At 59.5% G+C, this 15,672-nt stretch carries 13 protein-coding genes; 10 read left to right on the top strand and 3 right to left on the bottom strand.

Translation table 11 applies throughout. From position 1 onward, the window contains the following. Positions 1-45: 45 nt before the first annotated feature. From ACYVI2_RS17300 to ACYVI2_RS17310, 3 genes are read right to left on the bottom strand one after another with little or no spacing between them, the layout of a single operon-like run. Positions 46-951, bottom strand: coding sequence for a LysR family transcriptional regulator (locus ACYVI2_RS17300; protein WP_415815803.1), 906 nt, complete (start codon positions 949-951; stop codon positions 46-48). A 9-nt stretch (positions 952-960) separates the two neighbouring features. Then, positions 961-1,932 carry a Bug family tripartite tricarboxylate transporter substrate binding protein gene (locus tag ACYVI2_RS17305; protein WP_415815805.1) on the bottom strand — a complete coding sequence of 324 codons (972 nt, stop codon included), beginning with the start codon at positions 1,930-1,932 and terminating at the stop codon, positions 961-963. Between the two features lie 8 nt (positions 1,933-1,940). Continuing rightward, a complete protein-coding gene (locus ACYVI2_RS17310) occupies positions 1,941-2,867 on the bottom strand; it encodes a LysR family transcriptional regulator (RefSeq protein ID WP_415815807.1) in 927 nt (308 codons plus the stop codon). 188 nt (positions 2,868-3,055) lie between these two features. On the opposite strand from ACYVI2_RS17310, the gene ACYVI2_RS17315 reads away from it, so the two are divergent. The 10 genes from ACYVI2_RS17315 (at position 3,056) to ACYVI2_RS17360 (ending at position 15,645) form a co-directional block, all read left to right on the top strand. Continuing rightward, a complete protein-coding gene (locus tag ACYVI2_RS17315) occupies positions 3,056-4,033 on the top strand; it encodes a tripartite tricarboxylate transporter substrate binding protein (RefSeq protein ID WP_415815809.1) in 978 nt (325 codons plus the stop codon). A gap of 194 nt (positions 4,034-4,227) precedes the next feature. Then, the gene (locus ACYVI2_RS17320; protein WP_415815811.1) at positions 4,228-5,727 is read left to right on the top strand and encodes an aldehyde dehydrogenase family protein; all 1,500 of its coding nucleotides are present in this window, start codon (positions 4,228-4,230) and stop codon (positions 5,725-5,727) included. Positions 5,728-5,787: 60 nt separating this feature from the next. Then, positions 5,788-6,762 (top strand): Bug family tripartite tricarboxylate transporter substrate binding protein, encoded by a 975-nt coding sequence (locus ACYVI2_RS17325; protein WP_415815813.1) that lies wholly within the window; start codon positions 5,788-5,790, stop codon positions 6,760-6,762. A 36-nt stretch (positions 6,763-6,798) separates the two neighbouring features. Further along, positions 6,799-9,774, top strand: a complete 2,976-nt coding sequence (locus tag ACYVI2_RS17330) for a xanthine dehydrogenase family protein molybdopterin-binding subunit (RefSeq protein WP_415815815.1) — start codon at positions 6,799-6,801, stop codon at positions 9,772-9,774. Next, positions 9,771-10,619 (top strand): FAD binding domain-containing protein, encoded by an 849-nt coding sequence (locus ACYVI2_RS17335; RefSeq protein WP_415815817.1) that lies wholly within the window; start codon positions 9,771-9,773, stop codon positions 10,617-10,619. The genes ACYVI2_RS17330 and ACYVI2_RS17335 overlap by 4 nt, the downstream gene beginning before the upstream one ends. Beyond that, complete coding sequence (locus tag ACYVI2_RS17340; protein ID WP_415815819.1) at positions 10,616-11,128, top strand: (2Fe-2S)-binding protein; 513 nt, start codon at positions 10,616-10,618, stop codon at positions 11,126-11,128. Before ACYVI2_RS17335 ends, ACYVI2_RS17340 begins: the two co-directional genes overlap by 4 nt. A 2-nt stretch (positions 11,129-11,130) precedes the next feature. After that, a complete protein-coding gene (locus ACYVI2_RS17345; RefSeq protein WP_415815821.1) occupies positions 11,131-12,678 on the top strand; it encodes an AMP-binding protein in 1,548 nt (515 codons plus the stop codon). A gap of 43 nt (positions 12,679-12,721) precedes the next feature. Continuing rightward, entirely contained in the window at positions 12,722-14,164 is a 1,443-nt protein-coding gene (locus tag ACYVI2_RS17350; RefSeq protein WP_415815823.1) for a UbiD family decarboxylase, read from the top strand. Further along, positions 14,161-14,769, top strand: a complete 609-nt coding sequence (locus ACYVI2_RS17355; RefSeq protein ID WP_415815825.1) for a UbiX family flavin prenyltransferase — start codon at positions 14,161-14,163, stop codon at positions 14,767-14,769. Before ACYVI2_RS17350 ends, ACYVI2_RS17355 begins: the two co-directional genes overlap by 4 nt. Positions 14,770-14,838: 69 nt before the next feature. Next, positions 14,839-15,645: an enoyl-CoA hydratase/isomerase family protein gene (locus ACYVI2_RS17360; RefSeq protein ID WP_415815827.1), complete on the top strand. Its 807-nt coding sequence runs from the start codon at positions 14,839-14,841 to the stop codon at positions 15,643-15,645. Positions 15,646-15,672: the final 27 nt, after the last annotated feature.

Raw genomic sequence — 15,672 nt, forward strand, 5'->3', positions numbered from 1 at the left:
GCGACAAAACTTCGATATCAAACCGTTGATGCCGACGGCCTGGCGTTATGCGCTGAGCCCGCCATACGGCTGAGAAAAATCGCACACCTCGCGCGCAATGCGCGCGATCTCCTGATAGAACATGGTGTTCGATTGCTTTGCATACATGGCGCAGTACAGCGACGAAGGCATGGCCTTCGTCGTGCGGGCGACTATCAGTTTGCGGCTCGCAAACAGCTCTGAAAAATAGTCCTCCGGCATGCACGCCACGCCAAACCCCGCCACCGCCATGCCCACCATCGCCTGCAGGCTGTTGATGGTGAACAAATTCGACTGCGGCGTATACGGGGCAAACCATTCGTCATAAATCGCATTCAGACCCGAATCCGGGTCCTGGCGAATAATGTTCAGCCGGGACAGGTCCTCCGGGGTATAGACCTTGGTCGGGGAGATCACATCCGGACTGCCTGCCCATGAAAAATTCACCTGTGCAATCGGCTCGGCCTCCAGAAACGGATTGCGTAACTCCCGGTGCAGGATCGCCATGTCCAATTGCCCTTGCAGCAAGCTCTGCTGCAATTGCCACGCCAAGCCGATTTTCGGCAATACGACCAGTTCGGGAAACAGCGTCCTCAGTTCCGTCATCAGCCTGGGCAGCCAGGTCATCGCCGTGATTTCCGTGATGCCCAGGCGCAGCGAGCCCGAGAAAGGCTTGAAGCCTTTCATCTTGAGCAGCATCTGATCGCGCCGTCCCAGCAGATCCGCCGCCATATCCAGCAGCTCTTCGCCCATGCGCGTCAATGTGGCCTTTTGGCCGCTGCGGTCAAAGATCTGGATACCGAAATTCGTCTCCAGTTCCTGAATCCGCTTGGTGATCGCCGATTGGGTGGTGTTGAGCCGCTCTGCCGCATTGGCAAAACCTCCCAACTGCACCACCCAATACAGGGCCTCGATCTGCTTGAAGGTCAGCATGGCAGAGCGTCAGTCAACCGACGCGCCCGATTTCTTGACGGCATTGCCCCATTTTGCGACCTCCTGGTCGACAAAGCGTTTGCCCTCATCGGGGGTGTACACCAACGGCTGGCCGCCTCGGTCGGCCAAGGCTTTTTGCATCTCCGGCGACTGCAGAATTGTGTTGATTTTTTGATTGAGGTACGTCACCACATCGGCAGGCGTCTGTGCGGGGGCAAACACCATGGCCCAGCCTACCGCCTCAAATCCCGGCAAACCCGACTCTGCAACGGTGGGCACATCGGGCAACTGAGGCACGCGTTTGCTCGTCGTGACAGCCAGTGCCACGGCGGCATGCGAACTGATGTGCGGCAACGCGGCCGTGACCGAGTCCACCATCAACGGGACATGATTGCCCAGAAAATCGGCTTGCGCAGGGCCGCTGCCTTTATAGGGAATGTGGCGGATCTCGACGCCGGCGTCGGCTTTGAACATCTCTGCCGACAGGTGCTGCGTGCCGCCGATCCCCGCACTGGCATACGCCAGTTCGTTCGGTTTGGCCTTGGCTTTTTCTATCAATTGCGGCAATGACGTGATGTCGCTTTTGGGGTTCGCCAAAAAAACCAGGGGAACGGTAAAGATACCGCCTACTGGCGTGAAGTCTTTCTGCAGCGAGTAACCGGGATTGCTATATAAGGTCTGGTTTACCGCAGCGGCGCTGCCGCCGACCACCAGGGTGTAGCCATCGGGCTCGGCGCGGTGCACAAACTGCATACCAATGTTGCTGCCGGCGCCGGCCTTGTTTTCGACCACCACGGGCTGGCCGACTTCTTTGGCCAGCTGCTCGGCCACCATACGCGCAAAAATGTCAGTCGCCTGACCCGGCGGAAAGGGCACGACGAGATTAATGGGGCGTTCAGGATAGGCCGCGTGGGCCGCTCCGGCGGCCGAGAGAACGATGCCTGCCATCAACGCGGCAAAGCGGGGAAGTCGCTGCGACATAAAAAAACCTATTTCTTAGAGGATTTAGAGGATTGCTGGGAGGTGTCCAACCGGCGCATATGTTCAGATAATAAAGCCACAAACGCAGAAGCCTCGGCGCTCAATGCGCGGCGAGGGTGAGTGACCCGGGCGATTTGGCGAATGAGCCGCGGTGAAACCACCTCATGGCATTTCAGCCGGCCCCGCTGTACTCGATTGCTGATCGCGACACGGGGCAGTAGCGTAACAAGTCGGGTGCGCTCTACGAGCTTGATGATGGACACAATGGAGTCGAATTCAAAGACTGGCGTCAGATCGATGTCCTCTGCCTGGGCGAAACTCTCCAGGATCAGCCGCAGCCCATGTTTGCGCGTTGGCAAGGCCAGGTCCAACGCAATGACATCACGTAACGGCACGCTCGCCGGCAGATGCTGGTGATAGTCGGCCCCCGTCACCAATACCATGTCCTCGTCGACCACATGTTCCAGGTTCAGTGCCAGAGGGCGGCGCGGTTTGTTGATGAACGCGGCGTCCAGCTCCCCTCCGGCGACGCGATCTGCCAGCGTAGCGCTATAGCCGTCGGTCACGGTCAATGTGACCTTGGGATGCTGTGCTGTGAATTCCTCTACGGCATCCGACAAAACACCTTGGGCCACAGAAGCGATGATGCCGATGTTGACGTGCCCATGCAGCTCGCCATCCTTGCGCAGGACTTGTTCACGGGCGTGCGTGAAATCACGCAATATCGGTAGGAACAGCCGGTACATCTGGCGTGCGGCCGATGTAGGCTGCATGCCTTGTTGGCTGCGCTCGAACAGCTGCTGCCCCAACTCGTCCTCCAGGCGCGCGATCTGCATGCTCAAAGCCGGCTGCACGATGTTGAGCCGGCGTGCAGCGCGCGTGACAGAGCCTTCTTCAAAGAGGCAGATGAAATATTGAATTTGCCGGAATTCCATAGGGTCCCCAAGACACGGTGTGCTCATGCACTGCGCAAAACTCAGATGCCTATTTCATCATAAATAGTGATTATTGTGATCATTAAAAATTAATTGACCTGATATAGGCCCATTTCTAGACTCTCCGCACAAATAAGGCAGGCGGCGCCGACGGTGTCGTCTTGCGCATTCTTTAACGGAGGGGGCACATGTTTCGAAAACTCAAACGTATTGCAGCCGTCATGGCGGCTGCTGGGGTGATGACTTGCGGCGCAACTGCGCAGGCGCAAGACTATCCGCAAAAACCTATCCATATCGTCGTGCCGTATCCGCCAGGCGGATTCAATGACACGCTGGGCCGCGTGGTGGCCAACAAGCTGAGCGCGGCGTGGGGGCAGCCGGTAGTCGTAGACAATAAACCCGGGGCGGGGACCATCATCGGTACCTCGATCGCGGCCAAGGCCGCGCCGGATGGCTATACCCTGCTGGTGGCGCAGTTTCCCTTTGCCGCCAATCCGGCGTTGTACCGATCCTTGCCCTACGACACGGCGAAGGATTTCGCTCCAGTGATCCTGGCAGGGCAATCTCCCATGCTGTTGGCCGTGCATGCCGACTCATCCTTGAAGAGTGTCGGTGCCGTGGTGGAGGCCGCGCGCGCTCGCCCGCGCCAGATCAATTATGGGTCCTCGGGCAGCGGGTCTTCGAATCATTTGGCCATGGCATTGTTCGAACGCATGGCATCAGTGGAAATGACCCAGATTCCCTACAAAGGCAGTACCCCAATGTTGACGGATCTGGCGGGCGGTCAGGTTGAGCTGGCCTTTGATGCGTTTCCGCACGTCTTGCCGTTCATCCAGTCAGGCAAGGTGCGCGCCATCGCCATTGCTGACGAGCATCGGTCACCGTTGATGCCAGATCTGCCCACCGTCGCTGAAGCCGGCGTTCCCGGGTATCACGTTTCGTCCTGGCATGGCTTTGTTGCACCTGCGGGGACTCCCGAACCGATTCTGCAGAAACTCAATACTCAGATTAACGCCATCCTGGCGACAGAAGAGGTCAAGAAAATATTTCGGGAGCAGGGTGTCGTCCCCACAGGAGGCACCCCAGCGGATTTTGCTGCTTTCATCACGGCGCAAATGGGCAAGTGGCGTCAGGTCGTCGTGGACGCTGCTATTCCTCTGCAATGAGGGCGTTGTCTTGTATCCATGCCCCGGTCGCAATGATCGGGGTTCATGCTGCCCGGAATCATCAATGGCAGCCAAGTCATCACTATATGTGATGAACTTAATAATTAAATATTAATTGACCTGATATTTGCCGCTATCTAGACTGCCCTCCTGACAAAACGAGGTTCACAAACCCGTACTTGATGGAGGCAGCAATGGCGCAACCCGCACACGAATCACAGACCCGTAGCCAGCAGCAGACCGCACAAGCGCTGAATCTGATCGCCGGTCGTTGGACGCCGGCATTGGGCGGGCGAGTGGGGGTCAGGCACGATCCTGCCACCGGTGCTGTCGCCGGGTACTACGCCGACAGTGACGCTCAGGATGCACACACGGCCATTGCGGCGGCACACCAGGCTTTTTATGGCACCGCATGGGCACAGAGCCCGCGCCGCCGTCAGATGGCGATGTTGCGCTGGGCCGATCAATTGGAATCGCAATCCGAATCGCTGGCACAGTTACTGACCCTGGAAAATGGCAAGGTCCTGGCGCAGTCGCGCGGTGAAATTGCCGCGGCGATTTCCGAGATCCGTTACTACGCTGGACTGACCCGCCACATTCCGGGCCATGTCTTTGAAGTCGAGCCGGGCGCTTTCGCGACGCTCTTAAAAGAGCCGGCCGGCGTTGCCGGTTTGATCATTCCGTGGAATGCGCCTGCGGTACTGCTCATCCGCGCCTTGACGCCCGCGATGGCCGCCGGGTGTACGGTGGTCATCAAGTCTGCATGGCAGACGGCGCGCTTGAGTGCCGCCTTGGTCGCGCCGTTGGTGGGCGACCCTGATGTCCCTGCAGGCGTGGTGAATCTACTGACAGAAAGTGGGAGCGAGGTGGCTCAAGTGCTGGTGTCCTCATCCGATGTGGATGTGATCAGCTTTACGGGATCTAACGCGGTAGGACAGCGCATTATGGCTGCCGCCGCGCCAACCATGAAAAAGCTCTCGCTGGAGTTGGGTGGCAAATCGTGCTGTGTGGTGTTCGATGATGTCGATGTGAAATGGGCTGCGCCGCGCTTGGCTGCGGCAGCCACCATCATCTCGGGCCAGCAGTGCACCGCTGCACGGCGTGTGTTGGTGCATGCCTCGCGCTACGAAGAAATGAAGCTCGCGCTGCGTGATGCTTTGGCTGCCCTGAAAGTCGGGCCAGGCGACGCACCGGGTTCCCAGATCGGGCCGTTGATCGACCCCAACGCGTTGCAGCAAGTACAAGCAGGCATCGACGCGGCTCAGCAGATCGCCGACGAGGTGGTGCTGGCGGGACATCGACTGCAGGGGGAGCTTGCCTCGGGCTGCTTTATGTCGCCCTCGTTGGTTGCTCATCGAGATACCAACGCCTTTTTCGTGCAGGAAGAGATCTTCGGACCCCTGCTGGTGCTGGAACGATTCGAAGACGAGGCCGAGGCTGTCGCGCGTGCCAATCACACCGAATATGGCCTGTCAGCCAGCGTGTGGACACATGACGGCGCGCGTTCAATGCGTGTGGCTCGAGCACTGCGCAACGGCACCGTGTGGATCAATGATCACAACAAACTGTTTGCAGAGGCCGAGACCGGCGGCTATCGACGCAGTGGCATCGGCCGTCTGCACGGCTTTGATGCGCTGATCGACTTCATGGAAATCAAGCACATCTACCAAGAAGCGGGCGTCGTAGGGCAATAGCGCTACCCGCGATCCGCACATTAAGAAAGGGCGAAAAAGCCCGCAACACGGAGACTATTGATGATTAAAACGATAGGGCGTTATGCCGCGGCAGCAATCTTGGGGTTGACGGCTGGGCATGCCACAGCGGTCCAGGCCGCCTATCCCGACAAAGCCGTACGCATCATCGTGCCGTACACGCCAGGCGGTTTCAATGACACGATGGCGCGCCTGTTCTCAAAGAAATTGCAGGAGGCGCTGGGGCAACCCTTTATTGTCGAAAACAAACCCGGAGCAGGCACGATTGTCGGCACCGAGCAAGGCGCTCGCGCCGCACCGGACGGCTATACGCTGACCGTCGTCGGCTTTCCTCTGGTCGCGAATACGTTCTTGTACCAAAAGCTGCCCTACGACGGGCAGCGAGATTTCTCTCCCATTATCGTCGGCGCCCAGACACCTAATTTTCTGGTGGTAAAGGCAGATTCACCGATCCAAACCCTGGCTGATTTTGTCAAACGGGCGCAACAGAAGCCTGGGCAGATGAACTACGCTACCGCAGGGATCGGAACGTCAAATCATCTGACCATGGCGTACTTCGAAGAGGTCGCCAAGATCTCGACCATGCACGTGCCCTACAAAGGCAGCTCGCAAATGGTCACGGCATTGCTGGGGGGCGAGGTGGACGTCATGTTCGATAACGCGCCCAGCGCTTTGCCGCAAATGAAAGCCGGTAAAGAACGAGCCTTGGCCGTGACGAGCAATAACCGCTCGCCGCTCGCGCCTGACATCCCCACTGTGGCCGAGCAAGGTTATCCCGGCTTTGGCGTATCCGTCTGGTACGGCCTGGCCGCCCCGGCAGGCACACCTGCACCCATTGTCGAACGCTTGAACGAGGTCTTGAATCAAGCCTTGAAATCGCCGGAGATTCAGAAAATCTTCGCGGATCAGGGCGTTGAGCCGGTCGGCGGTTCTGTGCAGAGTTTCCACGATTTTTACGCTCAGCAACTGAAGACCTGGGGCGCCGTTATCGAACGCGCCGGGATCAAGGCAGAGTGACACGTATGGAACATCTCCACGCTTGGTAACAGCAATATGGACGCAAGCAATCAATCGACGCTCGACGCGACACGTACGCATGTCGGAACGCGGCGGCAACGGGTAGAGGACCAGGCTATCCTGACCGGACGAGGTCTGTATGGCGACGATGCCGCGTTACGCCCAGGCACTCTGCATGCAGCCATCGTGCGTTCGCCGCATGCTCATGCGAAATTGACCGGCATTGACAGTACAAACGCCCTGGCCTTGCCTGGCGTGCGTGCCGTGTTGACCGGGCAGGATCTTGCGGCATGGTCACGCCCGTTTGTCGTCGGGGTAAAACAACCGATGGAGCAATGGTCGCTCGCCGTTGATCACGTGCGTTACGTGGGTGAGCCCGTCGCCGTTGTGATAGCGGAAAACAGGTACCTCGCAGAAGACGGCGCCGATCTGATCCAGGTCGCTTATGAGCCGCTAGGCGCAGTCGTTTCGATTGATGATGCCATTGCTGACGATGCGCCAGTCCTGCACGAAAAAGTCGGCAGCAATGTCGTGAGCGATCGATCCTTTCGTTATGGCGATCCGGAAGCCGCCTTTGCTGCTGCGGCACATCGGATAGCGTTGACGGTACGTTATCCCCGCAACTCCTGCACGCCCATCGAGTGTGCTGTGGTGGTGGCCGAGTATCTGTCGGTGCAGGACGGCTACGACGTGCAGTCCAACTTCATGGGGCCATTCTCGCTGCATACCGTGATGGCGTTGGCCCTGAAAGTCCCCGGCAATCGGCTGCGGCATCGCACCTTCGCGGATTCGGGCGGCAGTTTCGGTGTGAAGCAGGCAGTGTTTCCGTACGCGGTATTGATGTGCCTGGCGTCGCGCAAGGCGGGGGCACCGGTAAAGTGGGTTGAAGACCGGCTGGAACATTTGGCGGCCGCGACCTCGGCCACGGGGCGTCTGGCGCATATCGAGGCAGCAGTTAACGCGGATGGCCGCATTACCGCATTGTCCTTCGATCAATTCGATGACTGTGGCGGCTATCTGCGAGCGCCCGAGCCTGCTACGTTCTATCGCATGCATGGCTGCCTCACGGGAGCCTACGATATTCGCAACCTGGCCGTGCGTAACCGCGTGGTACTGACCAACAAGACGCCTGCCGGATTGGTGCGCGGCTTTGGTGGCCCGCAGGTGTATTTCGCGCTCGAACGCTTGATGCAGCGTATCGCACAGCAGCTGAGTATCGACCCACTCGTGCTGTATCGCCGAAACTTCATTGCGGCCGATGCCTTTCCCTATAGGGCCGCGGCTGGTGCCTTGATCGATTCGGGGAACTATCAGGGAGCGCTCGATTTGGTCCGCAGCGAAGGTGGATTGGATCAGTTGCTGGCGCGTCGTGATGAGGTACGCGCTCGTGGCGGGTTGTACGGTATCGGCTACGCGGCGATCGTCGAGCCATCGATCTCCAACATGGGCTATATCACGACGGTGATGCCGCGCGAGGCCCGCGAGAAAGCCGGTCCCAAAAATGGCGCCATTGCCGCCGCGACGGTGGCGGTGGATCCTCTGGGTGGCATCAGCGTGGTGATCGCGTCGGCGCCGGCGGGGCAGGGGCATAAAACGGTATGCGCGCAGATCGTTGCCGATGCGTTTGGTGTGGATCCGGATAACGTCACCGTCAACGTTGAGTTTGATACACAGAAGGACGGCTGGTCCGTGGCGGCAGGCAACTATTCCAGCCGCTTTGCAGGCGCCGTGGCTGGTACCGTACATCTGGCGGCGTGCCGGCTGCGAGACAAGCTGGCCGGCATCGCCGCATCGCAACTCGGTTGCCAGGCCGACGAGATTATTTTCTCCGAAGGAAAAATTGCGCCGCGCAATCGTCCCGAGGCGGCTCAGCCCTTTACCCGTCTGGCCGCCAATCCGCATTGGGCTCCGGCACTGCTACCCGAGGGAGTCGAGCCAGGTCTGCGCGAGACCGCGTTCTGGACACCGCCGCAGCTGACTGCGCCAGACGATCAGGACCGCGTCAATACCTCTGCCGCTTACGGTTTCGCTTTTGATGTATGTGCAGTTGAAGTCGACCGTATCACCGGACGCGTACGTATTGACCGCTACATCACCACGCATGACGCCGGCCGCATCCTCAATCCTGCATTGGCAGACGGCCAGATCCGCGGTGCATTTGCGCAAGGCCTGGGCGCAGCATTGATGGAAGAGTTCCGCTACGGTCAGGACGGCAGCTTCCAGTCCGGAACCTTTGCGGATTATCTCGTGCCGACGACCTGCGAAGTTCCAGAGCCAGTGATATTGCACATGGAAACGCCTAGCCCGTTCACCCCGCTGGGCGCAAAAGGCCTGGGCGAGGGCAACAACATGAGTACGCCAGTCTGTGTCGCCAATGCCGTAGCCGATGCGCTAGGCGTCAGTGATGTGACCCTGCCGTTGACGCCCTCTAAAGTCATGGCATTGATCGGTATGGCAGACCCGCCACCCTCCGCAGGGGCGCAGACAATACCAAAAGCCTCAGGCAAAGGCGGTAAATCTCTGTCGGCCCGCGGCGAAGTGAAACTGGCGGCAGCGCCCGAAGCTGTCTACGCCGTGATGATGGATCCCGCAGCGTTGGCCAAGGTCATTCCCGGCTGCAATGCGCTGACTCCGAACGGCGATAACCGCTATCGCGCAGATGTCACCGTGGGTGTAGGAATGATCAAAGCGCGTTATGCCGCCGAGGTCGCCTTGTCCGATCTGAATCCGCCGCATAGCCTGCGCCTGTCCGGGACGGGTATCTCCAGCGTGGGTACCGCCAAGGGCAGCGGCCTGGTGACGTTGACCGCCGACGGCGCCGGCACCTTGCTGAGCTACGACTACGAAGCTGAAGTCTCAGGCAAAGTCGCCGCAGTGGGCGGACGGATGCTCGAGGGCGCTGCCCGCATCGTGCTGCGCCAGCTTTTCGATCAATTGGGCCGGCAGGCCGGTGGCGAGACCCGGCTCTCCTGGTGGCGGCGGTTGCTCGGCCGTTGGGGGCGCAAATCATGAAGCCACAAGCCTTTGATTACCTACGCGCCGACAGCGCACAAGATGCCGTCGATGCCTTGGCCGAACTGGGTTCCGATGGCCGTATTCTGGCCGGCGGCCAATCGTTGATGGCGGTGTTGAACATGCGCCTGGCCCAGCCGGGTGCGTTGATCGATATTTCCCGCGCCGCCGATCTGGACTATGTCAAGGCGGAAAACGGTTGGTTGACAGTAGGCGCTGCCGCGACGCAGGCAAAGGTAGAGTGGCGTCCGGACCTGCATAACGAAGTGCCCATGTTGGCGCAGGCGATCCCCTTCATCTCGCATTTCCAGATTCGCAATCGAGGAACGGTCTGCGGATCCGTTGCGCACGCCGACCCCAGTGCGGAACTGCCACTGGTGTTGGCCGCTCTGGGAGGCGAGGTGTTACTACGTACGCGACGCAAGCAGCGCGTGCTGTCTGCGGAGGAGTTTTTCCAAGGCATGCTGATGACTGCGCGGGCCGCCGATGAAATCGTGGAGGCCGTGCGCTATCCCATGGCGCGTCCAGGCACACGCTACGCCTTTGACGAGTTCTCTTCACGACATGGCGATTTCGCCATTGTTTCCGTCGCGGCGGTAGCCGACGATAAGCAACTGACACTGGCGGTTGGGGGTGTTGCTGACAGACCTACCGTGCAGCGATGGCCAAGACTGCAGGGGGGCGATCTGGAGGCTGCCCTGAATGACTTTGCTTGGCAGCTGGATGCGCAGGACGATGCACACGCTTCTGCGATATTCCGCCGCCATTTGGTACGTACGCTGGGCGCACGTGCGTTGCAGAGAGTAGTCGAGCGTGGTGATGACGTGAGCGGGAGAAAACGATGAAACGATTAAGCAGCGCAGAGACCCACGTCGTGTCGTTCATTTTGAACGGCCAGCCACGCCGCGCAGCCTGCGAGCCGCGTACCTTGCTGTCCGATCATCTACGCCACGGATTGGGGGCGACAGGCACGCACGTAGGCTGCGAGCACGGCGTATGCGGGGCTTGCACGGTGCTCATTGATGGGGTGGCCGGGCGCGCATGCATGACGTTGGCCGTGCAGGCCGAGGGTCGCTGTATTGACACCGTCGAGGGACTAACCAGCGATGAACGGGGCCTGAATGATCTGCAGCTCGCATTCCGCCGGAACCACGCTCTGCAGTGTGGTTTCTGTACCGCAGGGATCCTGATGTCCTGCCAGGATTACTTGAAACGCAATCCCGACCCGACCGAACAAGAGGTGCGCGACATGTTGTCGGGCCATCTATGTCGATGCACGGGGTACACGAATATCGTCAAGGCGGTCCTGGAAACGGCGACCGAACGACGCGAAGCCTCACAGAAAGCGGAGTGAACATGCTGGATCTCGGAAGGACCTTTTTGCAAAGCGTCGAGCGCAGTCCCGGCGCGTTGGCTGTTGCCGATGGCGACAGAGTATGCAGCTATGCCCAATGGCACGACGATATTGCTGCGTTGGCCGCCGGCCTGAAGGGAATGGGTTTGCGCCAAGGCGATCGCGTCTTGGTCGTGCTGCAGAATCGCTATGAGATGGCTACGCTGCATTGGGCTTGCCAATTTCTCGGCGTAGTGGTGACGCCGCTGAATTGGCGCGCCAAAGAAGACGAGGTCGTCTATTGCATTCAGGATGCAGAAGTCCGCGCCGTATTCTTCGAGCCGATCAGCGCCGAGGCTGTCGTGCCGGCCGCCGCTCAAGGTAACGTGCCGATTGTGGCCGTCGGCGAGGTGGCGGCAGACTGCATTCGTTTCACGTCCCTGATCGAGGAGCATCGGGGCGCGGCATTAGTGCCAGAGGCGAACGCAGACGATTTCTCCCTGATGTTGTACACATCAGGTACGACTGGAAAGCCCAAGGGCGTGCCTCGTCGTCATCGCCACGAGCGTGCCGCGGCACTGGCTCATGTCGCACAGAATCTATATGGCCGCGGTGAACGCACATTGGGTGTCATGCCGCTGTATCACACCATGGGTGTGCGTTCGCTGCTCGCCATGGCGCTGGTGGATGGGCTATTCGTGTGCATGCCGAAATTCGATCCTGCCTTGACCTTGCAGGCGATTGAACAACATCGTCTGAGTTGTCTGTATTTGGTGCCCACGCTGTATCACGACATGCTGACCTGCCTGGAACAGCGCCAGACAGACGTCTCGTCCGTCAGCAAGCTGGGCTTCGCGGGTGCGCCGATGCACGACGCGTTGCTCCAGCGCCTGAACCGTGTTTTCGAGCCGAAGCTGTTCGTCAATCACTACGGTTCCTCCGAGGTTTACACCTTTGCCGTCGATGCCGATGCGACACGTAAACCGGGCAGTGCCGGCAAGGCCGGCATCAATACTCGGCTGCGTGTGATTACCTTGGGTGCCGACGACCCGGATACGCTCGCTGCCCCAGGAGAAGAGGGCCAGATCATTGCAGATCTCGCGGGCGATGAAGCGTTCGAGGGCTATTGGAATCGTCCCGACGCCGATGCCAAATCCATTCGCAATGGATGGTATCGCACGGGCGACACGGGCTACATCGATAAGGACGGAGATCTGTTCGTCACGGGACGCGTGGACGACATGATCATCAGCGGCGGGGAAAACATCTCGCCTGTCGATATCGAGTCGGTGCTGTCATTGCATCCGGCGGTTGACGAAGTGGCGGTGGCGGGCATGCCGGACGAGCGTTGGGGGCAGCGCGTCGTCGCCTTCGTCAAGCGCAAAGCTGCGGTAGACGCTACGGAGTTGGACGCGCATTGCCGCAGCTCCGATCTGCTGAATTTCAAGCGGCCGCGTGAGTATGTGTTCGTCAATGAAATTCCAAAGTCGCCCGTAGGCAAGGTGCTGCGCCGCAAGCTGACCGCGGGTGAGTACGTGGCGGATGCCACTGCCGAGTCCGGATCCAAATAATCGGGCGGCCAATCCCGTCCATGACAACGTCGAATTGAACATCATGATTTCTGAAGCTCGCAAAACCGTACACACTGACCTGCGTGGCTGGCTCAGTCACTTGTCCACTACAGACCGGTTGGCCGTCATCAAGCCGGGAGCTGCCCTCGAACATGAACTCGTGGCGATCGCCAAGCTCCTGGACGGCCGGCAGGCGGCCTATTTTCCGCAACCCGATGGTCACAGTGTTCCCGTCGTCTCTGGCTTCATGGCGCGCCGTTCATGGATTGCAGAAGCCATGGGCGTAGCGGAATCCGAGCTGTTGGCCACCTTCCGCGAGGCTGCCGAGCAACCCTTGCCCAGTCAGTTAGTGCCGCAGGCAGAGGCTCCGTGCCAACAGGTTGTGCATCGGCAGCCCGATGTGCGCGCAGTGCTGCCGATTCCGACTCACAGCGAACACGACAATGGCCCGTACATCACGGCGGGTATGGTGATCGCGCGCAATCCCGCGACGGGCGTGCAGAACGTATCCATCAACCGTATCCAGGTGCACGGCAAAGATCGCATGGCGATCCTGATGCTGCCCCGCCATCTGTATGCCTTCTACAAAGAGGCCGAGCGTCGCGGAGAGGACCTGCCGATTGCGATCGTCATCGGTGCCGATCCTTTGACGTTGTTGGCCTCGCAGGCGATTACGCAGATTGACTACGACGAGTTGGACATCGCCGGCGCATTGCATGGCAGTCCGTTGCGCGTGGCGCAGTGCCTGACCAACGATGTGCATGTGCCTGCCGATGCGGAAATCGTCATCGAAGGCCGCATTCTATGTGACGAGCGCGAGATGGAGGGCCCGTTCGGCGAATTCCCCCGCTACTACAGTGCACGCGAACAGCGCGAAGTCATCGCCGTCGATGCGATTACCCATAGACAGGCGCCGATATTCCATACCATCGTGCCGGCAGAAATGGAGCACCTGTTGCTGGGTTCCATTCCGCGTGAAGCCACATTGCTCGCCCATCTGCAGCGCAGTTTCCCGAACGTCCTGGACGTCCATCTGTCGATAGGCGGAGTAGGGCGTTATCACCTCTACGTCAAGCTGCGTAAAACGCATGAGGGACAACCCAAAAATGTCATCTTGTGCGCCTTTGGTGCCCACTATGACATCAAACAGGTGATCGTCGTGGACGAGGATGTCGAGGTCCACGATCCCCAGCAAGTCGAATGGGCTGTGGCAACACGGTTTCAGGCGGACCGCGATATGGTGGTGATCAGCGGCGCGCAAGGTTCCGCGCTGGATCCTTCGACCACCTTGGGTGCAGGCGACGGCGTTGCACCCGTGCACGAACAGGGTGTGAGCGCAAAGCTCGGCCTGGACGCTACGCGACCCGTGACCTATCACGAGCACACCTTCACTCGGGTGCGCGTGCCCGGCGAAGACTCGATAGATCTCGCGGCCTGGATTGAATCAGGGCGGCGAGTCGATTTCAATTCGTTGGCCCAATCATGACCGAATCTATTCGCAGGCGCTTGATCGTCGCCATTACCGGCGCCAGCGGCGCGATCTACGGCGTGCGGATTCTGCAGGAGCTACGTCGCCACCCAGAATGGGAAAGCCATCTGGTGATGTCCAGTTCAGGGGCGCTGACCGCTGCGCAGGAGTTGTCGATGAAGCGTTCCGAGATAGAAAGCCTGGCCGACGTGGTGCATAGCGTCAAGGACATCGGTGCGTCAATATCGAGTGGATCGTTTGCCACCGACGGCATGGTGATCGCACCTTGCTCGATGAAAACACTGGCCTCTGTCGCACTGGGAATGGCGGACAACCTGGTCAGTCGCGCCGCGGACGTTGCCCTCAAAGAGCGGCGCCGCGTGGTGCTGCTGGCGCGCGAGACGCCATTGAATCTGGCGCATCTGCGCAATATGACCAGTGTGACCGAAATGGGGGCGATCGTTTGCCCTCCCGTTCCCGCTTTCTATAACCAGCCCAAATCCCTGGACGATGTGGTGAATCACACGGTAGGACGTGTGCTGGATCTATTCGGTATCAAACACACCCATCTGTTAGAGCGCTGGGATGGGCTGCGCAAACCCTTAGTTAACCAGGAAGCCTGACATCTTTCCGATCGACGGCATGTTTCGATCAGTGCATTACGGAATTCATTTCGAAGGAGTTTTACTGCCATGACCACTTTGCGACATCCCGCTCAAGACTTGCTGGCGAATATCGACGGTTTTCGCGTTGAGATCAACGAGGAAAAACAGCGCGCCGACATCATCCTGAGCCGGCCTCCATTGAATGTCATCGCCATGCCGCAACGTGACCAACTGCGCGTGGTCTTTGAGGCATTGGACGAGGACGAGCGTGTGCGCGTCATCGTTTTGCGTGCCGAGGGCGAACACTTTTCCAGTGGCGGCGATATCAAGGGATTTCTCGAGGCATCCCCGGAACACGTATCGAAACTGGCCTGGAACATTGCTGCGCCAGCACGTTGCAGCAAACCTGTGATCGTCGCGAATCGCGGCTATTGCTTCGGCGTCGGTTTCGAAATCTCGCTGGCATGCGACTTCCGTATCGCCAGCGAGACGACGCTATATGCTTTGCCTGAGCAAAAGCTGGGTCAGATTCCGGGCTCGGGCGGATCGGCGCGGCTGCAGAAAATGGTCGGCATTACGCGCACCAAAGACGTGGTCATGCGCTCCCGCCGTATCAGTGGGCAGCAAGCCTACGATTGGGGGCTGGCGACTGAGGTGGTGCCCGATAGTGAACTCGAGGCTGCGACCGACAAACTAGTGGCCGAGTTGGTGGCGTTTTCTCCTATCGCTCAACGTACCGCGAAAAAGCTGCTCAATGACACTGAGGATGCATCACTATCGGCCTCTATCGAGCTGGAGGGCCATTGCTATAGCCGCCTGCGCAGCTCGGACGATTTCCGTGAGGGTGTCGAGGCATTCCATGGCAAGCGTGCACCGAAGTTCCGCGGCAGCTAAGCAAGGAACATCGAGATGGACACCGTC

This window comes from Bordetella tumbae (assembly GCF_054780995.1).